The organism is Ensifer sp. ZNC0028 (genome assembly GCF_000799055.1).
Classification (GTDB): domain Bacteria; phylum Pseudomonadota; class Alphaproteobacteria; order Rhizobiales; family Rhizobiaceae; genus Ensifer.
The window spans coordinates 1-19776 of sequence record NZ_JTLA01000103.1 but is presented as its reverse complement, the minus strand read 5'-3'; the positions used below and the strand labels follow the sequence as shown (position 1 = coordinate 19776).

The 19776-nt window shown below is 63.3% G+C and carries 19 protein-coding genes; 2 read left to right on the top strand and 17 right to left on the bottom strand.

Annotation, left to right across the window (positions count from 1 at the left end):
- Window positions 1–75: 75 nt before the first annotated feature.
- The 9 genes from hflX to dusB all read right to left on the bottom strand — a co-directional run bounded on the left by hflX (window position 76) and on the right by dusB (window position 11619).
- A complete protein-coding gene (gene hflX, locus L981_RS23825) occupies window positions 76–1401 on the bottom strand; it encodes a GTPase HflX (protein WP_043622194.1) in 1326 nt (441 codons plus the stop codon).
- A 78-nt stretch (window positions 1402–1479) separates the two neighbouring features.
- On the bottom strand, window positions 1480–1722 hold the full coding sequence (gene hfq, locus L981_RS23820; RefSeq protein WP_003535434.1) for an RNA chaperone Hfq: 243 nt from the start codon (window positions 1720–1722) through the stop codon (window positions 1480–1482).
- A gap of 109 nt (window positions 1723–1831) precedes the next feature.
- Window positions 1832–2695 (bottom strand): D-amino-acid transaminase, encoded by an 864-nt coding sequence (locus tag L981_RS23815; RefSeq protein ID WP_043622075.1) that lies wholly within the window; start codon window positions 2693–2695, stop codon window positions 1832–1834.
- Window positions 2696–2705: 10 nt separating this feature from the next.
- Entirely contained in the window at window positions 2706–4082 is a 1377-nt protein-coding gene (gene trkA, locus L981_RS23810) for a Trk system potassium transporter TrkA (protein WP_043622072.1), read from the bottom strand.
- Window positions 4083–4130: 48 nt separating this feature from the next.
- On the bottom strand, window positions 4131–5495 hold the full coding sequence (gene ntrX, locus L981_RS23805) for a two-component system response regulator NtrX (RefSeq protein WP_043622069.1): 1365 nt from the start codon (window positions 5493–5495) through the stop codon (window positions 4131–4133).
- Window positions 5485–7755 carry a PAS domain-containing sensor histidine kinase gene (locus L981_RS23800; protein WP_043622065.1) on the bottom strand — a complete coding sequence of 757 codons (2271 nt, stop codon included), beginning with the start codon at window positions 7753–7755 and terminating at the stop codon, window positions 5485–5487. The genes ntrX and L981_RS23800 overlap by 11 nt, the downstream gene beginning before the upstream one ends.
- A gap of 221 nt (window positions 7756–7976) precedes the next feature.
- Window positions 7977–9431, bottom strand: coding sequence for a nitrogen regulation protein NR(I) (gene ntrC / locus L981_RS23795; protein WP_034795776.1), 1455 nt, complete (start codon window positions 9429–9431; stop codon window positions 7977–7979).
- A complete protein-coding gene (locus L981_RS23790) occupies window positions 9428–10579 on the bottom strand; it encodes a nitrogen regulation protein NR(II) (RefSeq protein WP_034795779.1) in 1152 nt (383 codons plus the stop codon). Before L981_RS23790 ends, ntrC begins: the two co-directional genes overlap by 4 nt.
- Window positions 10576–11619, bottom strand: a complete 1044-nt coding sequence (gene dusB, locus L981_RS23785) for a tRNA dihydrouridine synthase DusB (RefSeq protein ID WP_043622061.1) — start codon at window positions 11617–11619, stop codon at window positions 10576–10578. The genes L981_RS23790 and dusB overlap by 4 nt, the downstream gene beginning before the upstream one ends.
- Before the next feature lie 148 nt (window positions 11620–11767).
- On the opposite strand from dusB, the gene L981_RS23780 reads away from it, so the two are divergent.
- Both L981_RS23780 and L981_RS23775 read left to right on the top strand, forming a co-directional pair.
- Window positions 11768–12973: a bifunctional 2-C-methyl-D-erythritol 4-phosphate cytidylyltransferase/2-C-methyl-D-erythritol 2,4-cyclodiphosphate synthase gene (locus L981_RS23780; protein ID WP_371258907.1), complete on the top strand. Its 1206-nt coding sequence runs from the start codon at window positions 11768–11770 to the stop codon at window positions 12971–12973.
- Complete coding sequence (locus L981_RS23775; protein WP_043622057.1) at window positions 12973–13470, top strand: CinA family protein; 498 nt, start codon at window positions 12973–12975, stop codon at window positions 13468–13470. Before L981_RS23780 ends, L981_RS23775 begins: the two co-directional genes overlap by 1 nt.
- Here the strand turns inward: L981_RS23775 and L981_RS23770 are convergent.
- The 8 genes from L981_RS23770 to L981_RS23735 form a co-directional block, all read right to left on the bottom strand.
- The gene (locus L981_RS23770) at window positions 13458–13907 is read right to left on the bottom strand and encodes a type II toxin-antitoxin system RatA family toxin (protein WP_043622054.1); all 450 of its coding nucleotides are present in this window, start codon (window positions 13905–13907) and stop codon (window positions 13458–13460) included. The two genes, L981_RS23775 and L981_RS23770, sit on opposite strands and share 13 nt — an antisense overlap.
- A gap of 9 nt (window positions 13908–13916) precedes the next feature.
- A complete protein-coding gene (locus tag L981_RS23765; protein ID WP_043622050.1) occupies window positions 13917–14507 on the bottom strand; it encodes an ATPase AAA in 591 nt (196 codons plus the stop codon).
- An 84-nt stretch (window positions 14508–14591) separates the two neighbouring features.
- Window positions 14592–15563: a lipoyl synthase gene (gene lipA, locus L981_RS23760; RefSeq protein WP_043622048.1), complete on the bottom strand. Its 972-nt coding sequence runs from the start codon at window positions 15561–15563 to the stop codon at window positions 14592–14594.
- 131 nt (window positions 15564–15694) lie between these two features.
- Entirely contained in the window at window positions 15695–15946 is a 252-nt protein-coding gene (locus L981_RS23755) for a GlsB/YeaQ/YmgE family stress response membrane protein (RefSeq protein ID WP_043622045.1), read from the bottom strand.
- A 74-nt stretch (window positions 15947–16020) separates the two neighbouring features.
- A complete protein-coding gene (gene lpdA, locus L981_RS23750; RefSeq protein ID WP_043622043.1) occupies window positions 16021–17466 on the bottom strand; it encodes a dihydrolipoyl dehydrogenase in 1446 nt (481 codons plus the stop codon).
- A gap of 18 nt (window positions 17467–17484) precedes the next feature.
- Complete coding sequence (locus L981_RS23745) at window positions 17485–18066, bottom strand: GNAT family N-acetyltransferase (RefSeq protein WP_043622042.1); 582 nt, start codon at window positions 18064–18066, stop codon at window positions 17485–17487.
- A gap of 2 nt (window positions 18067–18068) precedes the next feature.
- Window positions 18069–18710, bottom strand: coding sequence for an SGNH/GDSL hydrolase family protein (locus tag L981_RS23740; protein ID WP_043622038.1), 642 nt, complete (start codon window positions 18708–18710; stop codon window positions 18069–18071).
- Between the two features lie 66 nt (window positions 18711–18776).
- Window positions 18777–19776, bottom strand: a 1000-nt coding sequence (locus L981_RS23735; protein ID WP_043622035.1) for a pyruvate dehydrogenase complex dihydrolipoamide acetyltransferase, incomplete at its 5' end; no start/stop codon positions are given.

The window sequence follows — 19776 nt, the reverse complement described above, 5'->3', positions numbered from 1 at the left end:
CGGGACGCGCGCCCGCCACGCGTCCCGTTAGCCAAAACCGAGACCGACAGTCGCCGACCCCGGGAAAGCTATGGCTTACCAGTCTTCCGCGACCGGCTTCGGTCCGTTTCCGAGGCGACGCTCCAGCTCGGAGGCCTCGTTCTCGGTCAGCCTGAGATCAAGGCTTACCCGGCCATCTTCCAGGTCTTCACGACCATCGACGATCGCGTGCTGGTAGACCCAGGGCAGAAGCTGCAGCTGATCGATGCCGAGAACGACAGTGCATTCCGTCAGAACACCGGAAAGACGACGGCCGATTTCGGCGAGCAGTTCGTCGACGCCGTCGCCGGTGATCGCGGAAACGGCCACCGTGTTGTTGGACGTCGCCGCCTTGCCGCGCAGTGCCTCGCGCGATTCGTCGTCGAGCCGATCGATCTTGTTCCAGACCTCGATCAGGCGCTCGGAGGCTTCCTTCTCGTCGATGCCGAGATCGGAAAGGATTCTGAGAACGTCGCTTGCTTGCGCCTGGTTGTCCGGGTCCGAGAGATCGCGGACATGCAGGATGAGATCCGCCTCCAGCACCTCTTCGAGCGTCGCGCGAAACGCGGCGACGAGATGGGTCGGCAGGTCGGAAATGAAGCCGACAGTGTCGGAGAGGATGACCATGCGGCCATGCGGCAGCTTCAGCCGCCGAAGAGTCGGGTCGAGCGTCGCAAACAGCATGTCCTCGGCCAGAACGCCTGCCCCGGTCATGCGGTTGAACAGCGTCGATTTGCCGGCATTGGTGTAGCCGACGAGAGCGACGATCGGGTGCGGCACCTTCTTGCGCTTGGAGCGATGCAGCTGCCGTGTGCGGCGCACCTGCTCCAGCTCGCGCTCAAGCTTGACGATGCGATCCTGCAGCAAGCGCCGGTCCGCTTCGATCTGGGTTTCACCCGGACCGCCCATGAAGCCGCCACCGCCGCGCTGGCGCTCAAGGTGGGTCCAGCTTCGGACCAGGCGGCCCTTTTGATAATTGAGGTGCGCGAGGTCGACCTGCAGCGTGCCTTCCTTGGTGGAGGCGCGGCGGCCGAAGATTTCGAGAATGAGGCCGGTACGGTCGATGACCTTGGCGTTCCATTCCTTCTCGAGATTGCGCTGTTGCACCGGCGTCAACGGATGGTCGACGATGACAAGGCCAGCGTCGAGCTCGACGAGGATATGGCCGATCTCTTCGATCTTGCCGGTACCAAGCAAGGTGCCAGGCTTCGGCTGCGCCACCGGAACGATGGCGCCATGCACGACCTCAAGGTCGATCGCCATGGCCAGACCGGTCGCCTCTTCGAGGCGACTTTCGTCCGAGCGCGTCGTGGTGGTCGAGAGGATATCTGCGGACTGCCGTCCGGTCTTTTTCAAGACCGGAACGATGACGACCGCGCGCATATCGTCGCGGAGCTTCTCGAGCTCCGGAATGATCGACGACAACTTTGAATCACGTTTGGTAATGTGCCTAACGTCCCGTCAGGATGCGGCTTCTTCGTTCTCGAACATCTGCAGCGGCTGGCCGGGCATGATGGTCGAGATCGCGTGCTTGTAGACCAATTGCGAGTGGCCATCGCGACGCAGCAGGACGCAGAAGTTGTCGAACGAGGTCACAACGCCGGTAAGCTTGACGCCGTTGATGAGAAAAATTGTCAATGAAATCTTTTGCTTGCGGACCGTGTTGAGAAAGAGATCCTGCAAGTTTTGAGAACGTTCCGCCATCGCGCCGCTTCTTTCTTATTTGCCGGCGTTTCGCGCCGGTGCATTTTTGTCAAATTCAGCAATCAGAGGCGCCACAAGTACCTTCCCCGACACCTCTTCAGAGTTGGTATCAAATCAATGTCTTTTCCGCAACGCCGAAAAAGGCTTCGCGAATATTCTGTGCTATGCTTCCCGGATGACCATTGCCGATCGGCTTGCCGTCGACGGAAATGACCGGAAAACAGATGCTGGTGGCGGCCGTGATGAAGACTTCGCGCGCCGCGAGCATCTCATCCACCGAGAACGCCCTCTCCTCGATTTTGAGCCCGAGCGGCACCGCCACATCCATCAAGGTGGTGCGGGTGATTCCCTTGAGGATGCCGTGTTCCGCCGGCCGCGTGCGCAAGTTTCCGTCACGATCGACGATCCAGACATTGGTCGCCGCCCCCTCCTTCACCGTGCCGTCGGCATCGACGAAGATCGCCTCCTGCGCGCCTTCTTCCCTGGCCTTCTGGCGCGCCAGCACGTTGGGCAGAAGCCCGACCGACTTGATGTCCACCCGGTCCCAGCGGTTTTCCGGCACCGTGATCGCCGCAATTCCGTGGGTCGCCTTCCTGGCAATGGCCGCGGCATCGGTGCGTTTCGCCGTCACGACGATGGACGGGCGGGTTTCCGCCGCCGGAAAGACGTGGTCGCGACGCGCCACGCCGCGCGTGACCTGTATGTAGAACAGGCCGTTCCTTACCCGGTTGCGCCGGACGACTTCGCGGATCACGTGGACGAGCGCCGCCCTGTTCATCGGCCAATCGATGCGCAGCTCGCTGAGCGACCGGCCAAGGCGGTCGAGATGACGGGTGAGATCGACGATATAGCCGTGTCGTACCTCGCAGACCTCGTAGACGCCGTCGGCAAACTGGTAGCCGCGGTCCTCGACATGGACGCCGGCGTCTGCGTGCGGCACGTAGGCGCCGTTGACATAGGCAATTCGGGACATCGTCTCGCCTTTAGAAATACTGGATGCTGACGCGGAACAGCTGCTCGACGTGGCGCACCGCATCGGCGGTGGCGAAGAGCACGACGCGATCCTTCGCCTTGATCCGGGTGGCACCGTCAGGACGGATGAACGTCTTGTCGCGATAGAGCGCGCCGATGCGGATACCGTCGGGCAGTTCGAGATCGCGCAAGGCCTTGCCGACGAGCGGCGACGTTTCGAGAGCCTCGGCCTCGATCACCTCGGCCATGCCCTTCTGCACCGCATAGACCGAGCGGATGCGGCCCTTGCGGACATGCTGCAGCACGCGCGAAATGGTCACCGCGCGCGGGTTCACATAGGCGTCGACGCCGGCGGTCGCGGCAAAATCCTGGTAGGACGGCTCGTTGATGAGGACGAGCGTGGACTTTGCACCCAGGTGCTTCGCCATCATGCTGCCGAGGATGTTGATCTGGTCGTTGTTGGTCAGCGCCACCACGAGATCGGCATCCTGGACATCGGCCTGCGCGAGGATCCGCTGGTCCATGGCCGAGCCGTTGAGCACGACCGTGCTGCTCAGCTTGTCGGCCATCATCACGGCGCGGTCACGGTCGCTCTCGATCAGCTTCACCCGCGTGCGCGACTGGTGGTCCTCGATCGCCTTGGCAACGAAATATCCGACATTGCCGCCGCCGAAAATGATGATGCGCCGCGCCTCCTGCTCTTCATGCCCGAACAGCGCCAGCGTGCGCCGCGCATGATCGCGATCGCAGACGACATAGGCGATATCGCCCGCCTGCAACTGGTCGTCGGAATGCGGCACGATCACCTTGCCGTTGCGGAAAATACCGGTGACCGTCGCAAGCAGATCGGGAAACAGTTCGCTCAACTGCTGAAGCGGCGTGCCGACGACGGGGCAATCCTCCAGGCATTCGAAGGCGACCATGGCGATGCGGTCGTCGGCGAAACGCACGACGTCGATCGCGCCGGGAAAGGAAATGCGCCGCAGCACCAGCCGCCCGACTTCGACTTCGGGCGAGATGGTGACGTCGATCGGCACGTTCTCGCGCGAAAACAGGTTCGCGTATTCGGGCGCCAGATAGCTCTGTGCCCGAATGCGCGCGACTTTCGTCGGCACGTTGAAGATCGCGTGCGCGACTTCACAGGCAACGATGTTGACTTCGTCGGACAGCGTCACCGCAATCAGCATGTCGGCCTGGTCTGCACCCGCCTTGGCCAGAACGTCCGGGTGCGCACCGTGGCCGACATAGCCGCGCACGTCGAGGCTCTCGGTGATGTTGGCGATCAGCGCTGCCGACGTATCGATCACCGAAACGTCGTTGTCTTCCTGCGCCAGCCGCTCGGCAATGCCGTAGCCGACCTGCCCCGCGCCACAAATGACTACCTTCATGTCGTTCTTTCACATGCGAGCGCGGGCGGGTTGGCCGGGAATTCCGGTTCACACACCCAGCGACTTCAGCTTCCGATGCAGTGCCGACCGCTCCATGCCGACAAATTCCGCCGTGCGCGAAATATTGCCGCCGAATCGGTTGATCTGCGCGATCAGATAATCACGTTCGAACATTTCGCGAGCCTCGCGCAACGGCAGCGTCATGATGTGCTGGTCGCCCTGCGCCGAGATCTTCGGCAGCGTGTCGCCCACTTCCGTCGGCAGCATATCGGCCGAGATCGGCGTATCCGGACCGTCGCTGCGCGCAAGGATCATCAGCCGCTCGATGTTGTTGCGAAGCTGACGGATGTTGCCCGGCCAGTCATGCGCCTGAAGCACGGCCAGCGCATCGTCGCCGATCTTGCGCGGACGGATACCAGCTTGCTCGCTGACCTGGCGCATGAACATGTCGACGAGGAACGGAATATCCTCGCGCCGCTCGGCCAACGCCGGCACGCGAACCGGAATGACCGCCAGCCGGTGGAAGAGGTCTTCGCGGAACAGGCCCTCGGAGATCATGTTTTCGAGGTTGTAGGCGGTCGACGAGATGATGCGGACGTCAACCTTCACGCGCTTGGTGCCGCCGACACGCTCGAACTGCTGGTCGACGAGCACACGCAGGATCTTGTTCTGCGTCTCGCGCGGCATCTCGCCGATCTCGTCGAGATAGAGAATGCCGCCATGGGCTTCCTCAAGCGCGCCCGTGCGGCGCGGCTGGCCCGGCGTGCCTTCGGTCCCGAACAGCGCGATTTCCATCCGGTCCGGCGTGATCGCCGCTGCGTTCAGCGCCACGAACGGCCCAGCGGACCGCGTCGACTTGCGGTGGATCATGCGCGCGACCAGTTCCTTGCCGGAACCCGAAGGACCCTGGATCATGATACGGCTGTTGGTCGGCGCAACCTTTTCGACCGTCTGGCGAAGCTGGGAGACGGCAACGGACGTGCCGATCAGTTCGACCGGGTCGCCGGACTTCTTCTTCAGTTCCGAGACTTCGCGCTTGAGCTTGGAGTTCTCCAGAGCCCGCTCGGCGATCAGGATCAGGCGGTCCGCCTTGAACGGCTTCTCGATGAAATCATAGGCGCCACGCTTGATGGCGTTGACGGCGGTTTCGATGTTGCCGTGGCCGGAAATCATGACGACCGGCAGATCCGGGTGGCGTCCCTTGATCTCGTCGAGCAGAGCCAGGCCGTCGAGGCGGCTTCCCTGCATCCAGATGTCGAGGAAGACGAGCCGCGGCACACGATCGCTGATCGCCGCCAGCGCGCTGTCGCTGTCGAAGGCGGTGCGCGTTTCGTGCCCCTCGTCGGACAGGATACCCGACACGATCTCGCGGATATCTTCCTCATCGTCCACAACCAGAATATCAGCGGCCATCGCTCGCACCCTTATCCTTCAAACTGTCTTCGCCGCCGGTTTCTCCGGCAGGCGGCAGGATCACGCGGATCATCGCCCCGACACCGCCGTCGTATTCGGCAGGCGCGTCGTGCAATTCCAATTGTCCGCCATGGTCCTCGATGATCTTCTTGACGATGGCGAGACCCAGGCCCGTGCCCTTCTCGCGCATCGTCATGTATGGCTCCAGAATACGGTGCCGGTTTTCCGTGGGCAGGCCCTTGCCGTTGTCGATGATATCGACGACGAACCGGCCTGTCGCCGCATCGCTTCGCGCACGCGCCACGATAACAGGCTGCCCGCGGACCGCGTCCGACGGCACCGCCTCGATCGATTCGACGGCGTTCTTGACGATGTTGCCGAAGGCCTGGCCGAGCATGCGCTCGTCGAACAGGCCCTCAAGCGGCTCCTCGCCAAAGTCGCGCACGAAGTTGATGTGGTTGTTGCCCATTTCGCGCAGGAACACTGCATCCTTCAGGATCGCGCGAAGATCCGCCCGTTCCTTTGTCGGCTTCGGCATGCGCGCGAAGGCCGAGAATTCGTCCACCATGCGGCCGATGTCTTCCACCTGGCGCACGATCGTATCGGTGCACTGATCGAAGACCGCCTTGTCGTCCTGATTGATCTGCTTGCCGTAGCGCCGCTTCAGGCGCTCGGCCGAAAGCTGGATCGGCGTCAGCGGGTTCTTGATCTCGTGCGCGATGCGGCGCGCCACGTCCGCCCAGGCGGTCGATCGCTGGGCGATGACGAGATCGGTGATGTCGTCGATGGTGATGACGTAGGATTCGTTCGCCTCGCCGCCCTCTTCCCGCGTCACCTGAACGTTCAGCGTGCGCTCGGTTCCGCCGCGCATGACGTTGATCTGCTTGCGGTAATCGTTGCGGTGGCGCCCTTCGGCCTCGACCAGGACCTCCTCAATCTCCGGCGCAACCTCCCGCAGGTCAGCACCGAGAAGATCCGGCGCCGCCTTCTTCAGGAAATCCTCGGACGACGGATTGGCGATGGTGATCTGGCGATCACGGCCGACACCGATGACAGCCGCAGTCACGCCCGAAAGAACCGCCTCGATGAAGCGGCGGCGGTGGTCGACTTCGTCCTTGGCCTCCAGGATCTGCTCCTGCTGGCTGCGGATCTCCGAAACCATCTTGTTGAAGGTTCGCGACAGATTACCGACGTCGCCATCGACGGCGCGCACCGGCACGACGACGTCGAGATTACCGGAGGCAACGCTGTCGGCGGCACCGATGAGCTGGCGGATGGGCCGGACAATCCGGTCGGCGACCGCGATCGCGGTCCAGATCGCGGCCAGCAAAACGATGAGGGCAAAGCCGATATAGAGTACGCCGAAGGCGATCTGGGTGAAGGTCCGCCCGGCTTCGAGCATCTTGTACTCGGCGGTGTTCTCCTCCATCAGCCGGAGCGAGCGCATCACCTCCGGGTCGACGTTGCGAACCGTGTAGAGGAAGGTGCCGGGAATGTCGTCAAGCGGGATGACCGCACCGACAAGGTTGGTGATGCCCGGCGGGATCAGGGTCGGCTGGCCGGAGACGGAGCTCTTCAATGCATCCGGGGGGATGGCCGGTAGCGGGCGGTCGGTCGAGATGCTGGCCTGCACGATGGGGCTGCCGTCGGCGCGCACAAGAAAGGCGCCCAGCATGCCGCGTCCCCGCGCCTGTCGGGTCATCAGCTCGGCAAAGCCCGTACGGTCGAGGCTGTAGAGCTGGCGATTGCGTTCGAGGTCGTTGGCCATCGACACGGTCTGGCCCTGCAGATAGCTCGCATTTTCGAGCACATAGGCCTGCGCGACGTTGATCGAGGAGCGGACGATCGCCTGGGTTCGGAGCGAGAACCAGCGGTCGAGGCCGACATCGAGCGTGATGCTGGCAAAGATCGCGACGAGCACCGCCGGCGTGATCGCGACGATCGAAAACAGCGCGACGATGCGCACGTGCAGGCGTGCAGCCGCGCGCCCCTTGTGGCGGGCGCGCAGGAGACGCAGGATTTCACGGGCAATCAGATAGATGAGGCCGACGACGAAGAGGCTGTTGATCGCCGCGCAGGCGATGACGACATTTCGTTCGAGCTTGATGGGCGTCAGACCGAGAAGCACGAGCAGGGAGACGGTCGCGCAGATCAGCGCGCCGGTTGCCAACATCAGGCCCGGCAGGGCAAAGGACCCACGGCGATCCTGCGCCGCCAGTCCCTCATCTGTGCCCAGCGGCAAGGCCATTGCGTCCACCATGAAAAGCGTTCCCCCAACCGTCGCCGGCCGGCGGCGGCATCTCTTGCTTGCATTCTCGGGTCAAAGGTTGACCTCACCGCCCAGCTGGGCTGCCGCGCTGCACCCCCGTCGATCGATTGGGTCAAATCGATTGAACAGGACGGCAACGACGCGCGATTCGGCGGCCGTTATCCGTTCAAGCAACGCATTGTGGCGAAAATGCAACGGTGGCTGTGACCAAGTCAAGCGCTGCGTGAGCTGCGATAGACCGAAACGCCGAGCTCGCGGATCTTCTTGCGCAGCGTGTTGCGGTTGAGGCCGAGCAGATCGGCCGCCTTGATCTGGTTGCCGCGGGTGGCGGTCAGCGCCGCGAGGATCAGCGGATACTCCATTTCCGCAAGCACCCGGTCGTAAAGGCCCGCCGGAGGCAAGGCCTCGCCAAAGCTTGCGAAATACTGGCGCATGTTTTCTTCGACCGCCTGCGAAATCGTCAGCGAGCCGGGGCGCGCCGCCGCCTTCTCGATCGGGCTGTCCGGAATCTCGGAGCGAAGCTCGTTTTCGATGATTTCGCGGCTGATCACATCCTGTGGATAAAGTGCGGTCAGGCGTCGAACGAGGTTTTCCAGTTCGCGCACATTGCCCGGCCAGGGATGTGCCTTCATCAGTTCCAACGCCTCATGGTCGAAGCGCTTGACGTCAAGCCCTTCCTTCTCCGCCTGCTGGACGAAGTGGCGCACGAGGTCTGGAATGTCTTCTGCCCGGTCGCGCAGCGGCGGCAGCCGCAGCGGCACGACGTTCAGGCGGTAATAGAGGTCTTCGCGGAACAGGCCCTGATTGATCGACTGCTTCAGGTCCTTGTTGGTCGCAGCAACGATGCGCACATCGGAGCGGATCGGCGTGCGGCCACCAACGGTCGTATACTCCCCCTGCTGCAACACGCGCAGGAGACGCGTCTGCGCATCCATCGGCATGTCGCCGATCTCGTCGAGGAAGAGCGTGCCGCCCTCGGCCTGTTCGAAGCGACCGGTCGAGCGCATCTGCGCGCCGGTGAAGGCACCCTTCTCGTGGCCGAAGAGCTCCGATTCGATCAGGTCGCGCGGGATCGCCGCCATGTTGATCGCGACGAACGGGCCGTTGCGGCGCTTGCCATAATCATGCAGCGCGCGGGCGACCAGCTCCTTGCCGGTACCGGACTCGCCGGTGATCATCAGCGTCAGGTCGGTCTGCATCAGGCGCGCAAGCACGCGGTAGATTTCCTGCATCGCAGCCGAGCGGCCGACCAGCGGCATGCCGTCCTGAGTGTCATCGTCGAGCTTTGCCGGCCGGCGCTTCGGCTCCGACAGTGCCCGGCCGATGATGCCGATCAGTTCGGTCAGGTCGAAAGGCTTCGGCAGATAGTCGTAGGCCCCCTTCTCCGACGCCTTGATCGCCGTCATGAACGTGTTTTGAGCGCTCATGACCAGCACCGGCAGGTCGGGGCGCGCCTTCTTGATCCGCGGGAGAAGATCGAAGGCGTTTTCGTCCGGCATCACCACGTCGGTCACGACCAGATCGCCATCGCCCGCCGCAATCCAGCGCCACAGCGTCGCCGCGTTGGAGGTGATGCGGACATCGTAGCCGGCGCGGCTCAGCGCCTGGTTCAGGACGGTGCGAATGGCGGCGTCGTCATCCGCGACGAGGATCGTGGCACCGGTCATGCAAGGTTTCCTTTTGTCATCGGCATGTCGTCGTCATCCGCGGCCTGGCCCTTGGAGGCCGGCATCAGCACGCGGAAGGTGGTACGGTTCTGCTGGCTGTCGCATTCGACGATCCCGCCGTGGCCGCCGATGATCTTGGCAACCAGAGCGAGACCCAGGCCGGAACCGTTGGTCTTGGTGGTGATGAAGGGATCAAACAAGAGCGGCAGCAGGTCCTGAGGGACGCCCGGCCCGTTGTCGTGCACACAGAATTCCAGCGGCAGCGAGATCTTCTCGCGCGTTCCGGCAACCGATAGGCGAATGCCCGGCCGGTAGGCCGTCGTCAGCAGGATTTCGCCGTCGTGGCGTTCGCCGATCGCTTCGGCCGCGTTCTTGATCAGGTTCAGGAACACCTGAACCAGCTGGTCGCGGTTGGCATAGACCGGCGGCAGCGACGGATCGTAGTGCTCGGCGAACTTGATGTGACGGGCAAACCCCGCCTTTGCGATCGCCTTCACATGGTCGAGTACTGAATGGATGTTGAGCGGCACGCGATCGACGGGGCGCTCGTCGGAAAACACCTCCATGCGATCGACCAGCGAAACGATGCGGTCGGTCTCGTCGCAGATCAACCGCGTCAGCGCGCGATCCTCGTCGTTCGCCGAAGTCTCCAGCAGTTGCGCCGCACCGCGGATGCCCGAAAGCGGGTTCTTGATCTCATGCGCCAGCATCGAGGCAAGACCGGTCACCGAACGGGCAGCGCCGCGATGCGTCAGCTGCCGGTCGATCTTGTCGGCCATCGAGCGCTCCTGGAAGACGACGACGACCGCACCCGGCTCAGACAGTACAGGGGCGACATAGAGGTCGACCAGCTTGTCGGCGCCAAGGCGCGGCGAACTCAGGTCGACGCGATACTCGTTGACCGGCGCCTTGCGCTCGCGCACCTGCTCGATCAGCGTCAGCAGCGGGCTACCAAAGGGAATGAAGGCGCTGATGTCATGGCGCGCCAGGTGGTTGGCGCTGGCGCCGAAAAACGATTCGGCCTCCCAGTTGGCAAAGGCGACGAGGCCCTTGGCATCGACCATGATCACCGGGTTCTGGATGGCGTTCAGAACCGCCATCGACAGACCGTTGGCGACGGCATCCGGCATGCTCGGTTTCTCGGTCATGCGGCAATTCCTTCTGCGACCGCCTCGCCTTCCGGCTTGCCCGGGGCGGCGTCGAGCATCGCCGCGCAGGCCCTGTCGCGGACGAAACGGGCATCGGTCGATGTCAGGATTGCCGCCTTCTCTGCTCCCGCCATGTCGGGGGCGGCGCGATCGAGGTACCAGGCGACATGCTTGCGGGCGTGCCGCAAACCAACCTCGACGCCATAGAATTCGAGCATCATTTCGTAGTGCTCCGCAAAGATATCGGCGACCTCCGCCGGCGATGGATGCTTCACGGCGCCGGCAAGGAGGCCGACGTGCCACGGGCGCCCCTGGGAGGAACGGCCGGCCATGACGGCGTCCGCGCCCGATCGGCGAAGGATCTCCTCGGCGTCGGCGACCGTCTCCACGTCACCATTGGCGACCAGTGGCACGGTGACGACCTCGCGAACCAGCCGGATCGCATCCCAATCCGCCTTGCCGTTGTAGAACTGCATGCGCGTGCGACCGTGCACGGTGATCGCCTTCACGCCCGCCTCTTGCGCCCGCCTGGCAATCAGCGGCGCGTTGATCGAGTTTTCGTCCCAGCCGAGCCGCATCTTCAACGTCACCGGCACATCGACGGCGTTGACGGTCGCCTCGACCAGCGACAAAGCGTGATCGGGGTCGCGCATCAGCGCCGATCCGGAATAGCCGCCCGTCACTTTCTTTGCCGGGCAGCCCATGTTGATGTCGATGATGTCGGCGCCGTTGTCGGCGGCGATCTTCGCTGCCTCCGCCATCCAATGGGCCTCGCGGCCCGCGAGCTGGACGATATGCGGCTTGATCCCGGAGTTCTTCAGCCGCGCCCAGGATTCCTGGGCATTACCGACCAGTTCACGGCTCGCCACCATTTCGGTCACGACGAAACCCGCGCCGAAGCGCCAGGCAAGCCGCCGGAATGGAAGGTCGGTGACGCCGGACATCGGCGCGAGCGCAACCCGGTTGCGGAATTCGATGGATCCGATGCGGAGCGAAGACGAAAGAGCCGGAATTGGCAAATGCATATCTTTCAGGCACATGTTGTTCCTGCACTATTTTTAGACATTGTTCTCGGACTTGCCAAGCGATTTCGGCGCGGCGCGCAAAATTCCCAGCTCGGCTGGCAAAGCACGACCCTTCGCGGTACATCACGGCGAAGATCGGCGAATGCGGGACCTCATACAGAAAATGCAGCCTCAAGAACAGCTCAAGTGCGGCGTCGTTATCGTTGCGGCAGGACGCGGCGAACGCGCCGGACAATCGGCCGAGGGTCCGAAGCAGTACCGAACCATCGGCGACCGCCCCGTTATCGCCCATACGCTTGACACTTTCGCGACATGGCCGGACGCCGGCCCGATCGTCGTCGTCATTCATCCGGATGACGAAGCGCTGTTCGACGCCGCACGCAAGCGCTCTGCGGCCAGCGATGTGATCATCGTCCATGGCGGCGCCACCCGGCAGATATCGGTGCTCGCCGGCCTTGAGGCCCTGGCCGACATCGGCGCGCGCCGCGTGATGATCCACGACGCGGTGCGCCCCTTTGCCGATCACGCACTGCTGTCGCGCTGCGCTGCGGCATTGGGTGAAGACGTCAAGGCCGTGCTGCCGGCAGTCGCCGTTGCAGACACGCTGAAGCGCGCCGGCAAGGATGGCATGGTCACGGAAACCGTGCCCCGCGACGGCCTTTATGGTGCGCAGACGCCGCAGACCTTCGATCTCCAGGCCATTCTTGCCGCCCACCGGGATGCGGCAAGAAGCGGCCGTACGGATTTCACCGACGACGCGTCGATCGCCGAATGGGCCGGCCTCAAGGTCGTGCTCGTCGAAGGCGCTGTCGACAATGTCAAGCTTACGCTGAAAAGGGATATCGCCATGGCCGACGAGAAACTCAAGCGCATTGCCCTGCCCGATGTGCGCACGGGCAACGGCTACGACGTGCACCAGCTGGTCGAGGGCGACGGCGTCACGCTCTGCGGCGTCTTCATTGCGCACACCAAGAAACTCTCCGGCCATTCCGATGCCGACGTGGCGCTGCACGCGCTCACCGATGCGCTGCTCGCCACCTGTGGCGCCGGCGACATCGGCGATCATTTCCCGCCGTCCGACCCGCAATGGAAGGGCGCGGCGTCGCGCATTTTCCTGGAGCATGCGGCCAAGATCGTGCGCGAGCGCGGCGGCATCATCACCAACGCGGACGTTTCGCTGATCGCCGAAGCGCCAAAAGTCGGGCCGCATCGGCTGACGATGCGCGAGAACCTCGCAGACATGCTCGGCATTTCGCTCGAGCGCTGCTCGGTCAAGGCAACGACCAACGAACGCCTCGGTTTCGTCGGTCGCGACGAAGGTATCGCCGCCATCGCCACGGCGACCGTCGTCTATGGGAGCCTTTCGTGATGTGGCCCGCCGATATCGAAGTGAAGGCCGGTGAAATCATCGCCGCGTTTACGGCGCGCGGCCTCAAGGTCGCGACCGCCGAATCCTGCACCGGCGGCCTGATCGCCGGCGCCTTGACCGAGATTCCCGGCTCGTCGGTGGTCGTCGATCGCGGTTTCGTCACCTATTCCAACGAGGCGAAAGTGGCGATGCTCGGCGTCGAGGCGGCGATACTTATCGCCCACGGCGCGGTTTCGCGGCAGACGGCAATCGAGATGGCGCAGGGTGCCGTCGCGCATTCGGCAGCCGATTTCGCCGTCGCCGTCACCGGCATTGCCGGCCCGGGCGGCGGCTCTGCCGACAAGCCCGTCGGCCTGGTGCACCTCGCGGCATCCGGACGAAACGGCGCGTTGCTGCATCGGGAAATGCGTTACGGCGATATCGGCCGCAGCAAGATCCGGCTCGCAACCGTGCGCACCGCGCTCGACATGCTGACGGAAATCGCTCAGGCCGAATAGATGCTGTCGGCGCGCTTTTCGAAGGCGTCGGAGAACATGCGGAAAGCGCGATCGAACATAGTGCCCATCAGGGCGCCGAGAATGCGGCTCTTGAACTCGTAGTCGATATCGAAGTGCACGACCGACTGCCCCTCGCCCGAAGGCTCGAAGCGCCAGCGGTTGTCGAGATATTTGAACGGCCCATCGATGTACTTCACATCGATGGTGCGCTCGGCCTTGTTCAAGAGCACCTGCGTCGTGAAGGTCTCGCGGATTGCCTTGTAACCGACGGTCATGTCGGCAAGCAGCAGCACCTTGCCGTCGCGCTCCTTGCGGGAACGTACTTTCAGCGCCTCGCAGAGCGGCAGAAACTGCGGATACTGTTCGACGTCGGCAACGAGATCGAACATCTGGTCTGCGGTGTGCTTGACGACGTGGTTGGTTTCGAAATGCGGCATAAAGGGGAGTTAAGCGGGAGAACCGAGAAGATCAAGGAGCCTGCGCATCTGGCGCCGCGATTTCAACTGCAGAACCGGCACGTCGGGGCCGTGCTTTGCCAGACCTGCGACGATGTGCGGCGTAAATTTCTGCTCGAACGTCCAGATGAACTGAAGGAAATCCCAATCGACCTTTTCGATGCACCCCGGCGCCATCTCAGGACGGGTGCGGCCGAAGTGTTTCAGCCAGCGGGTAACGACGCCGCGTATGCAGACAAGCCGCGGCATGCGCACCCAGATCACGATGTCGCTTCTTGGCACCCGGATATCGAATGAAGACGGACTGGTGCCATCCATGACCCAGCGATCGGCGGCGATCTTCTCGACAATGCGCTGGCGCTGCTCCGCCCGGTCACGTTCAGCCCAACCCGGCAACCAGCGGATATCCCGATCGATCGAAATATAAGTTAGCTGGAACTGACGGGCGAGCTTCAGTGAAAGCGTCGACTTGCCGCCGCCGGAGCACCCGACAACGAGGATACGCCTGGCACTGCGAATACGGTCGGCGGCAACGGCATCATCGACATAGTTGACGATTGCCGGTTTTGACGGCTGGTTCATGGAACTCCCGCGAAATTCGGGAAGAATGAAACCCAATGTGAAACTCCGGCGCGGGGCCGGAGTTTCTTTTGATCAGCCAGGCTGTCAGCCTGCCACGGCCGCCAGCTTCTTCTCGCGGGCTGCACGCAGCCGCGCAAAGTCGTCGCCGGCGTGGTGCGAGGAGCGCGTCAGCGGGCTCGACGACACCATCAGGAAGCCCTTGGTGTAGGCGACGGTCTCGTAGGACTTGAACTCCTCAGGCGTCACGAACGCTTCGACCTTGTGGTGCTTGCGGGTCGGCTGCAGGTACTGGCCGATCGTCAGGAAGTCGACGTCAGCGGTTCGAAGATCATCCATCAGCTGCAGCACTTCGTTGCGCTCTTCACCGAGGCCAACCATGATGCCGGATTTGGTGAACATGGTCGGGTCCAGTTCCTTCACCCGCTGCAGCAGGCGGACGGAGTGGAAGTAGCGTGCACCCGGACGGACCGTCAGGTAGTTGCCCGGTACGGTTTCCATGTTGTGGTTGAAGACGTCGGGCTTGGCGGCAACGACACGCTCAAGCGCGCCCGGCTTCTTCAGGAAGTCCGGCGTCAGGATCTCGATGGTCGTCGACGGCGACGCTTCGCGGATCGCCCAGATGACCTTCTCGAAATGCTCGGCGCCACCATCTTCCAGGTCGTCGCGATCGACCGAGGTGATGACCACGTGGCTGAGGCCCATCTGCTTGACGGCCTTGGCGATGTTGGCCGGCTCTTCCATGTCGAGCGCATTCGGCTTGCCGGTCGCGACGTTGCAGAAGGCGCAGGCGCGGGTACAGATCTCGCCCATGATCATGAAGGTGGCGTGCTTCTTGTCCCAGCACTCGCCGATGTTCGGGCAGCCGGCTTCTTCGCACACGGTCACGAGCTTATGCGACCGCACCAGCTCGCGGGTCTCCTGATAGCCCTTGGACATCGGCGCCTTGACGCGGATCCACTCCGGCTTGCGCATCACTTCCGTGTCGGGCTTGTGCGCCTTTTCCGGATGGCGGACGCGTTGCGCCCGATCAGAGACGGCATCGAATACCGTTACCATACTGTCTTCCTCGTCGCGGCGGGGCCGGCATCAGGCCGGGTGACCCATTTTCGCTCTATATAGACGGCCCGATGGCAAATGTCAGGCCGTCTTCATATCACGCCCGACGGAAGCGCAGATGGCCCGGCAGGCTATCGTTTGACGGCGCGACCAACGGCGATCAGCAGGCAGGCGCCGATGAAGCCGATGACCAGATAGGCAACCCAGCCGGCAAAGGTCATGCCGAAGGCCGCCAGGATGAAGTTCAGCACCACCGCGCCGATGATGCCGAGCAGTATGTTCATGAACAGCCCCATGTCGCTGTTCATGAACCTCTCCGCGAGCCACCCGGCCAAACCGCCGATGATGATCGCAGCCAGAATACCGACGCCGTTCACGCTCATTGTTATCTCCGTGCATTGAAAACGAGGCAGTAATCAATGCCGAAGCTGCGTGAAAAGTTCCGTCGCTACACCCTTTAGGCGTTGAGGGCGCGGCCGTAGGCGTCGAGCACGCTTTCCTTCATCGTCTCCGAGATCGTCGGATGCGGGAAGATCGTGTGCATCAGGTCTTCCTCGGTCGTCTCGAGGTTCATCGCGACGACGAAGCCCTGGATCAGTTCGGTGACTTCGGCACCGACCATGTGGGCGCCAAGCAGTTCGCCGGTCTTCTTGTCGAAGATCGTCTTGACCAGGCCCTGGTCTTCGCCAAGCGCAATCGCCTTGCCGTTGGCAACGAAGGGGAAGCGGCCGACGCGGATGTCGCGGCCGAGTTCCTTGGCCTTGGCTTCCGTCAGACCGACCGAAGCGACCTGCGGGTGGCAATAGGTGCAGCCCGGGATCTTCAGCTTGTCCATCGGGTGGACGTTCGGCAGGCCGGCGATCTTTTCGACGCAGATGACGGCTTCGTGCTCGGCCTTGTGGGCGAGCATCGGCGGGCCGGCAACGTCGCCGATCGCGTAGACGCCGGGAACGTTGGTCTTTCCATAGCCGTCGATGACGATGCAGCCGCGGTCGGTCTTGACGCCGAGCGTCTCAAGACCGAGGTTCTCGATGTTGCCCTGGACGCCGACAGCCGAAATCATGCGATCGGCGGTGATCTTTTCGACCTTGCCATCCTTCATCTCGACATGGGCGGTGATCGAGTTGGCAGCCTTCTCGACCTTCGTCACCTTGGCCTGAAGATGGATCTTCATGCCCTGCTTCTCGAACTGCTTCTTGGCAATGTTCGAGATTTCGGCGTCTTCGACCGGCATGACGTTCGGCATGACTTCAACGACCGTCACGTCGACACCCATGGTGCGGTAGAACGAGGCGAATTCGATGCCGATCGCGCCCGAGCCCATGACCAGCAGCGACTTCGGCATTTCCTCGGGCTTCATCGCCTCGAAATAGGTCCAGATCAGCTTGCCATCAGGCTCGATGCCCGGAAGCGCGCGCGGACGAGCGCCGGTCGCGATAATGATGTGCTTGGCGGTGTAGGTGCCCTCGCCCTTGGTGTTCTTCGGCAGCGGCGCCTGCGGCTGGACGACGGGCTTCGTCGATTTGCCGACGACGATCTCGCCCGGCTTCGTCAGCTTGGCCTCGCCCCAGATCACGTCGACCTTGTTCTTCTTCATAAGGAAGCCGACACCGCCGTTCATGCGCTCGGCAATGCCACGCGAGCGGGCGACGATCGCCTTCAGATCCGGCGTCACCGTGCCTTCGATCTTGATGCCATAGGCGCCCGGATGCTGGGCATAATGAAGAACCTCAGCGGAGCGCAGCAGTGCCTTGGTCGGGATACAGCCCCAGTTGGAGCAGATGCCGGCCAGATGCTCGCGCTCGACGACCGCGGTCTTGAGACCCAACTGCGCCGCACGAATGGCGGCGATGTAGCCCCCCGGACCCGAACCGATGACGATGACGTCGTAATTCTCAGCCATGTGTTTCCTGCCTTTGTCTCAAGCGACTTTGCGGGTGAAGAGCACCCAGTCGTGTTTCTTGCTTTCCTCAAAGAGCGGAACCGCTTCGACGCGCGCTGCCTCGCCGAAGCCGTTTGCCCTGTATAGTGCCTGCGCCCTCACATTGTGGCTTTCGGTGATCAGGCTCACCGGCGCCGATCCGGCGCGTTCGAATTCCTCTGCCAAGAGCGCCTTGCCGATCCCGCGACCGCGCTGATGGCGATAGACGCCGAGGCTCTCGATGAACCAGTGCCCGACGATCTGCCGTTGCAGCGCCAGCAGGGGCTCGAGAACCGGGTGCCTGGCGACAATCTCGGCCGCTTCCGGCCCAATCCCATAGCCGACCGACAGTCCGGCAACTTCGTCATCGATCTCGGCAACCAGCGCATCGCGCCAATTCCCCGGCCCAGGCTCCTCGCGCAGCTTGTTACGGCCGCGCTCGAACGCCGTATCCGTCACCCCATGCTGAACCGCGCCGTACCAAAGCCAGGAGGCAAAGCCATGCGCCGCGATGTCGACGAGGATGGCGAGTTCAGCCGCCTCACGTCTTTCCGCCGGACGTATGGTGACGCCCCCAACCATGCTCAGACCCCGAGCATCATCCGCACGACCGGTTCCAGGCCGCGGCCGATCGCTCGCGTATTTTCCGCATCGAGATGTACGCCATCGAGCGGCGTGGTCTCCGCCACCGAGCCAGCGTCGAAGAAGCCGCAATCGAGTTCGTCGGCGAGGTCACGGTAAAGCGGCGCCAGCATCGCCGACTGTTCGATGCCGCCGGCAAACATGGCGGCAAACCCGGCATTGGCCGTTTCGCAGAGCTGCGGCGGCGATACGATCAGGATGTCCGGGCCTTCTTCGCCAGCGACGGGCCAATCATGCCGACGCACCAGGCTGACGAGACGCTCGATCCCTTGCACGGCACCGAAAGCGGTCCCGTGAATGATCGGCTTCATGTCGTTGGCGCCGAGCAGCAGAATGACGAGATCGAGCGGGGCGTGGCTGTGCAACACCGTCGGCAGCACCTTGGCGCCGTTGCGGTCGCAATCGGCGAGATGATCGTCATAGGCGGTGGTGCGGCCGTTCAGCCCTTCGGCAATGACCTGGACGTCCGGCCCCAAGGCCTTTTGCAGAACACTCGGCCAGCGATCGGCAAGCGCATGACGCCCGCCATCCGTAGCATCATAGCCCCAGGTCAGACTGTCGCCATAGCAGAGAACTGTTTTCATCGTCCGGGCCCGCCTTCGACTGCGCGAAAAGGAACGGACCGGCCCGAAGGCCGGTCCTTATCCAACTCAGACCAGCATGCCCATCGGGTTTTCGATGTAGCGCTTGAAGGCACCGAGCAGTTCGGCACCGAGCGCGCCATCGACGGCGCGATGGTCGGTCGAGAGCGTGACGGTCATGACATTGGCGACGACCATCTGCTTGTTCTTGACGACGACGCGCTCCTCGCCGGCGCCGATCGCGAGGATCGTGGCGTGCGGCGGGTTGACGACGGCGGCGAAGTTCTTGACGCCCATCATGCCCATGTTCGAGACGGCAGTGGTGCCGCCCTGGTATTCCTCGGGCTTCAGCTTGCGGTCCTTGGCGCGCTGGCCGAGGTCCTTCATCTCGTTGGAGATGGCCGACAGGCTCTTCAGGTCCGCCTGGCGCACGATCGGGGTGATCAGGCCGCCGGGGATCGACACGGCAACACCGACGTCAGCGTGCTTGTGCTTGACCATGTTGCTTTCGGTCCAGGAAACGTTCGCGTTCGGAACGTCGCGCAGTGCCAGCGCCAGGGCCTTGATGACCATGTCGTTGACGGAGAGCTTGTAGACCGGCTTGCCGCCCTGCTCGGGAGCAGCGGCATTGAGCTGTGCACGCAGCGCCAGCAGCGCGTCGAGTTCGCAATCGACAGACACGTAGAAGTGCGGGATCGTCTGCTTGGATTCGACGAGACGCTTGGCGATCGTCTTGCGCATGCCGTCATGCGGCACGAGCTCGTAGGAACCCGGCTCGAACAGCTTGAGAACGGCTTCGTCCGACGGGCCCTTGGCGAGCGGAGCGGCTGCAGGAGCAGCAGCGCCGGCGGCCGGTGCGGCGGCGGGCTTGGCGGTGCCACCGGAGACGGCAGCTTCGACGTCCTTCTTGATGACGCGGCCATGCGGACCCGAACCGGCGATCGCCGAAAGGTCGATACCGGCGTCCTTGGCCAGACGACGAGCGAGCGGCGAAGAGAAGACACGGGCGCCGCCCTCAGCCTTGGCCGGCTGGGCTGCAGCCGGTGCAGCGGCTGGCGCCGCAGCCGGA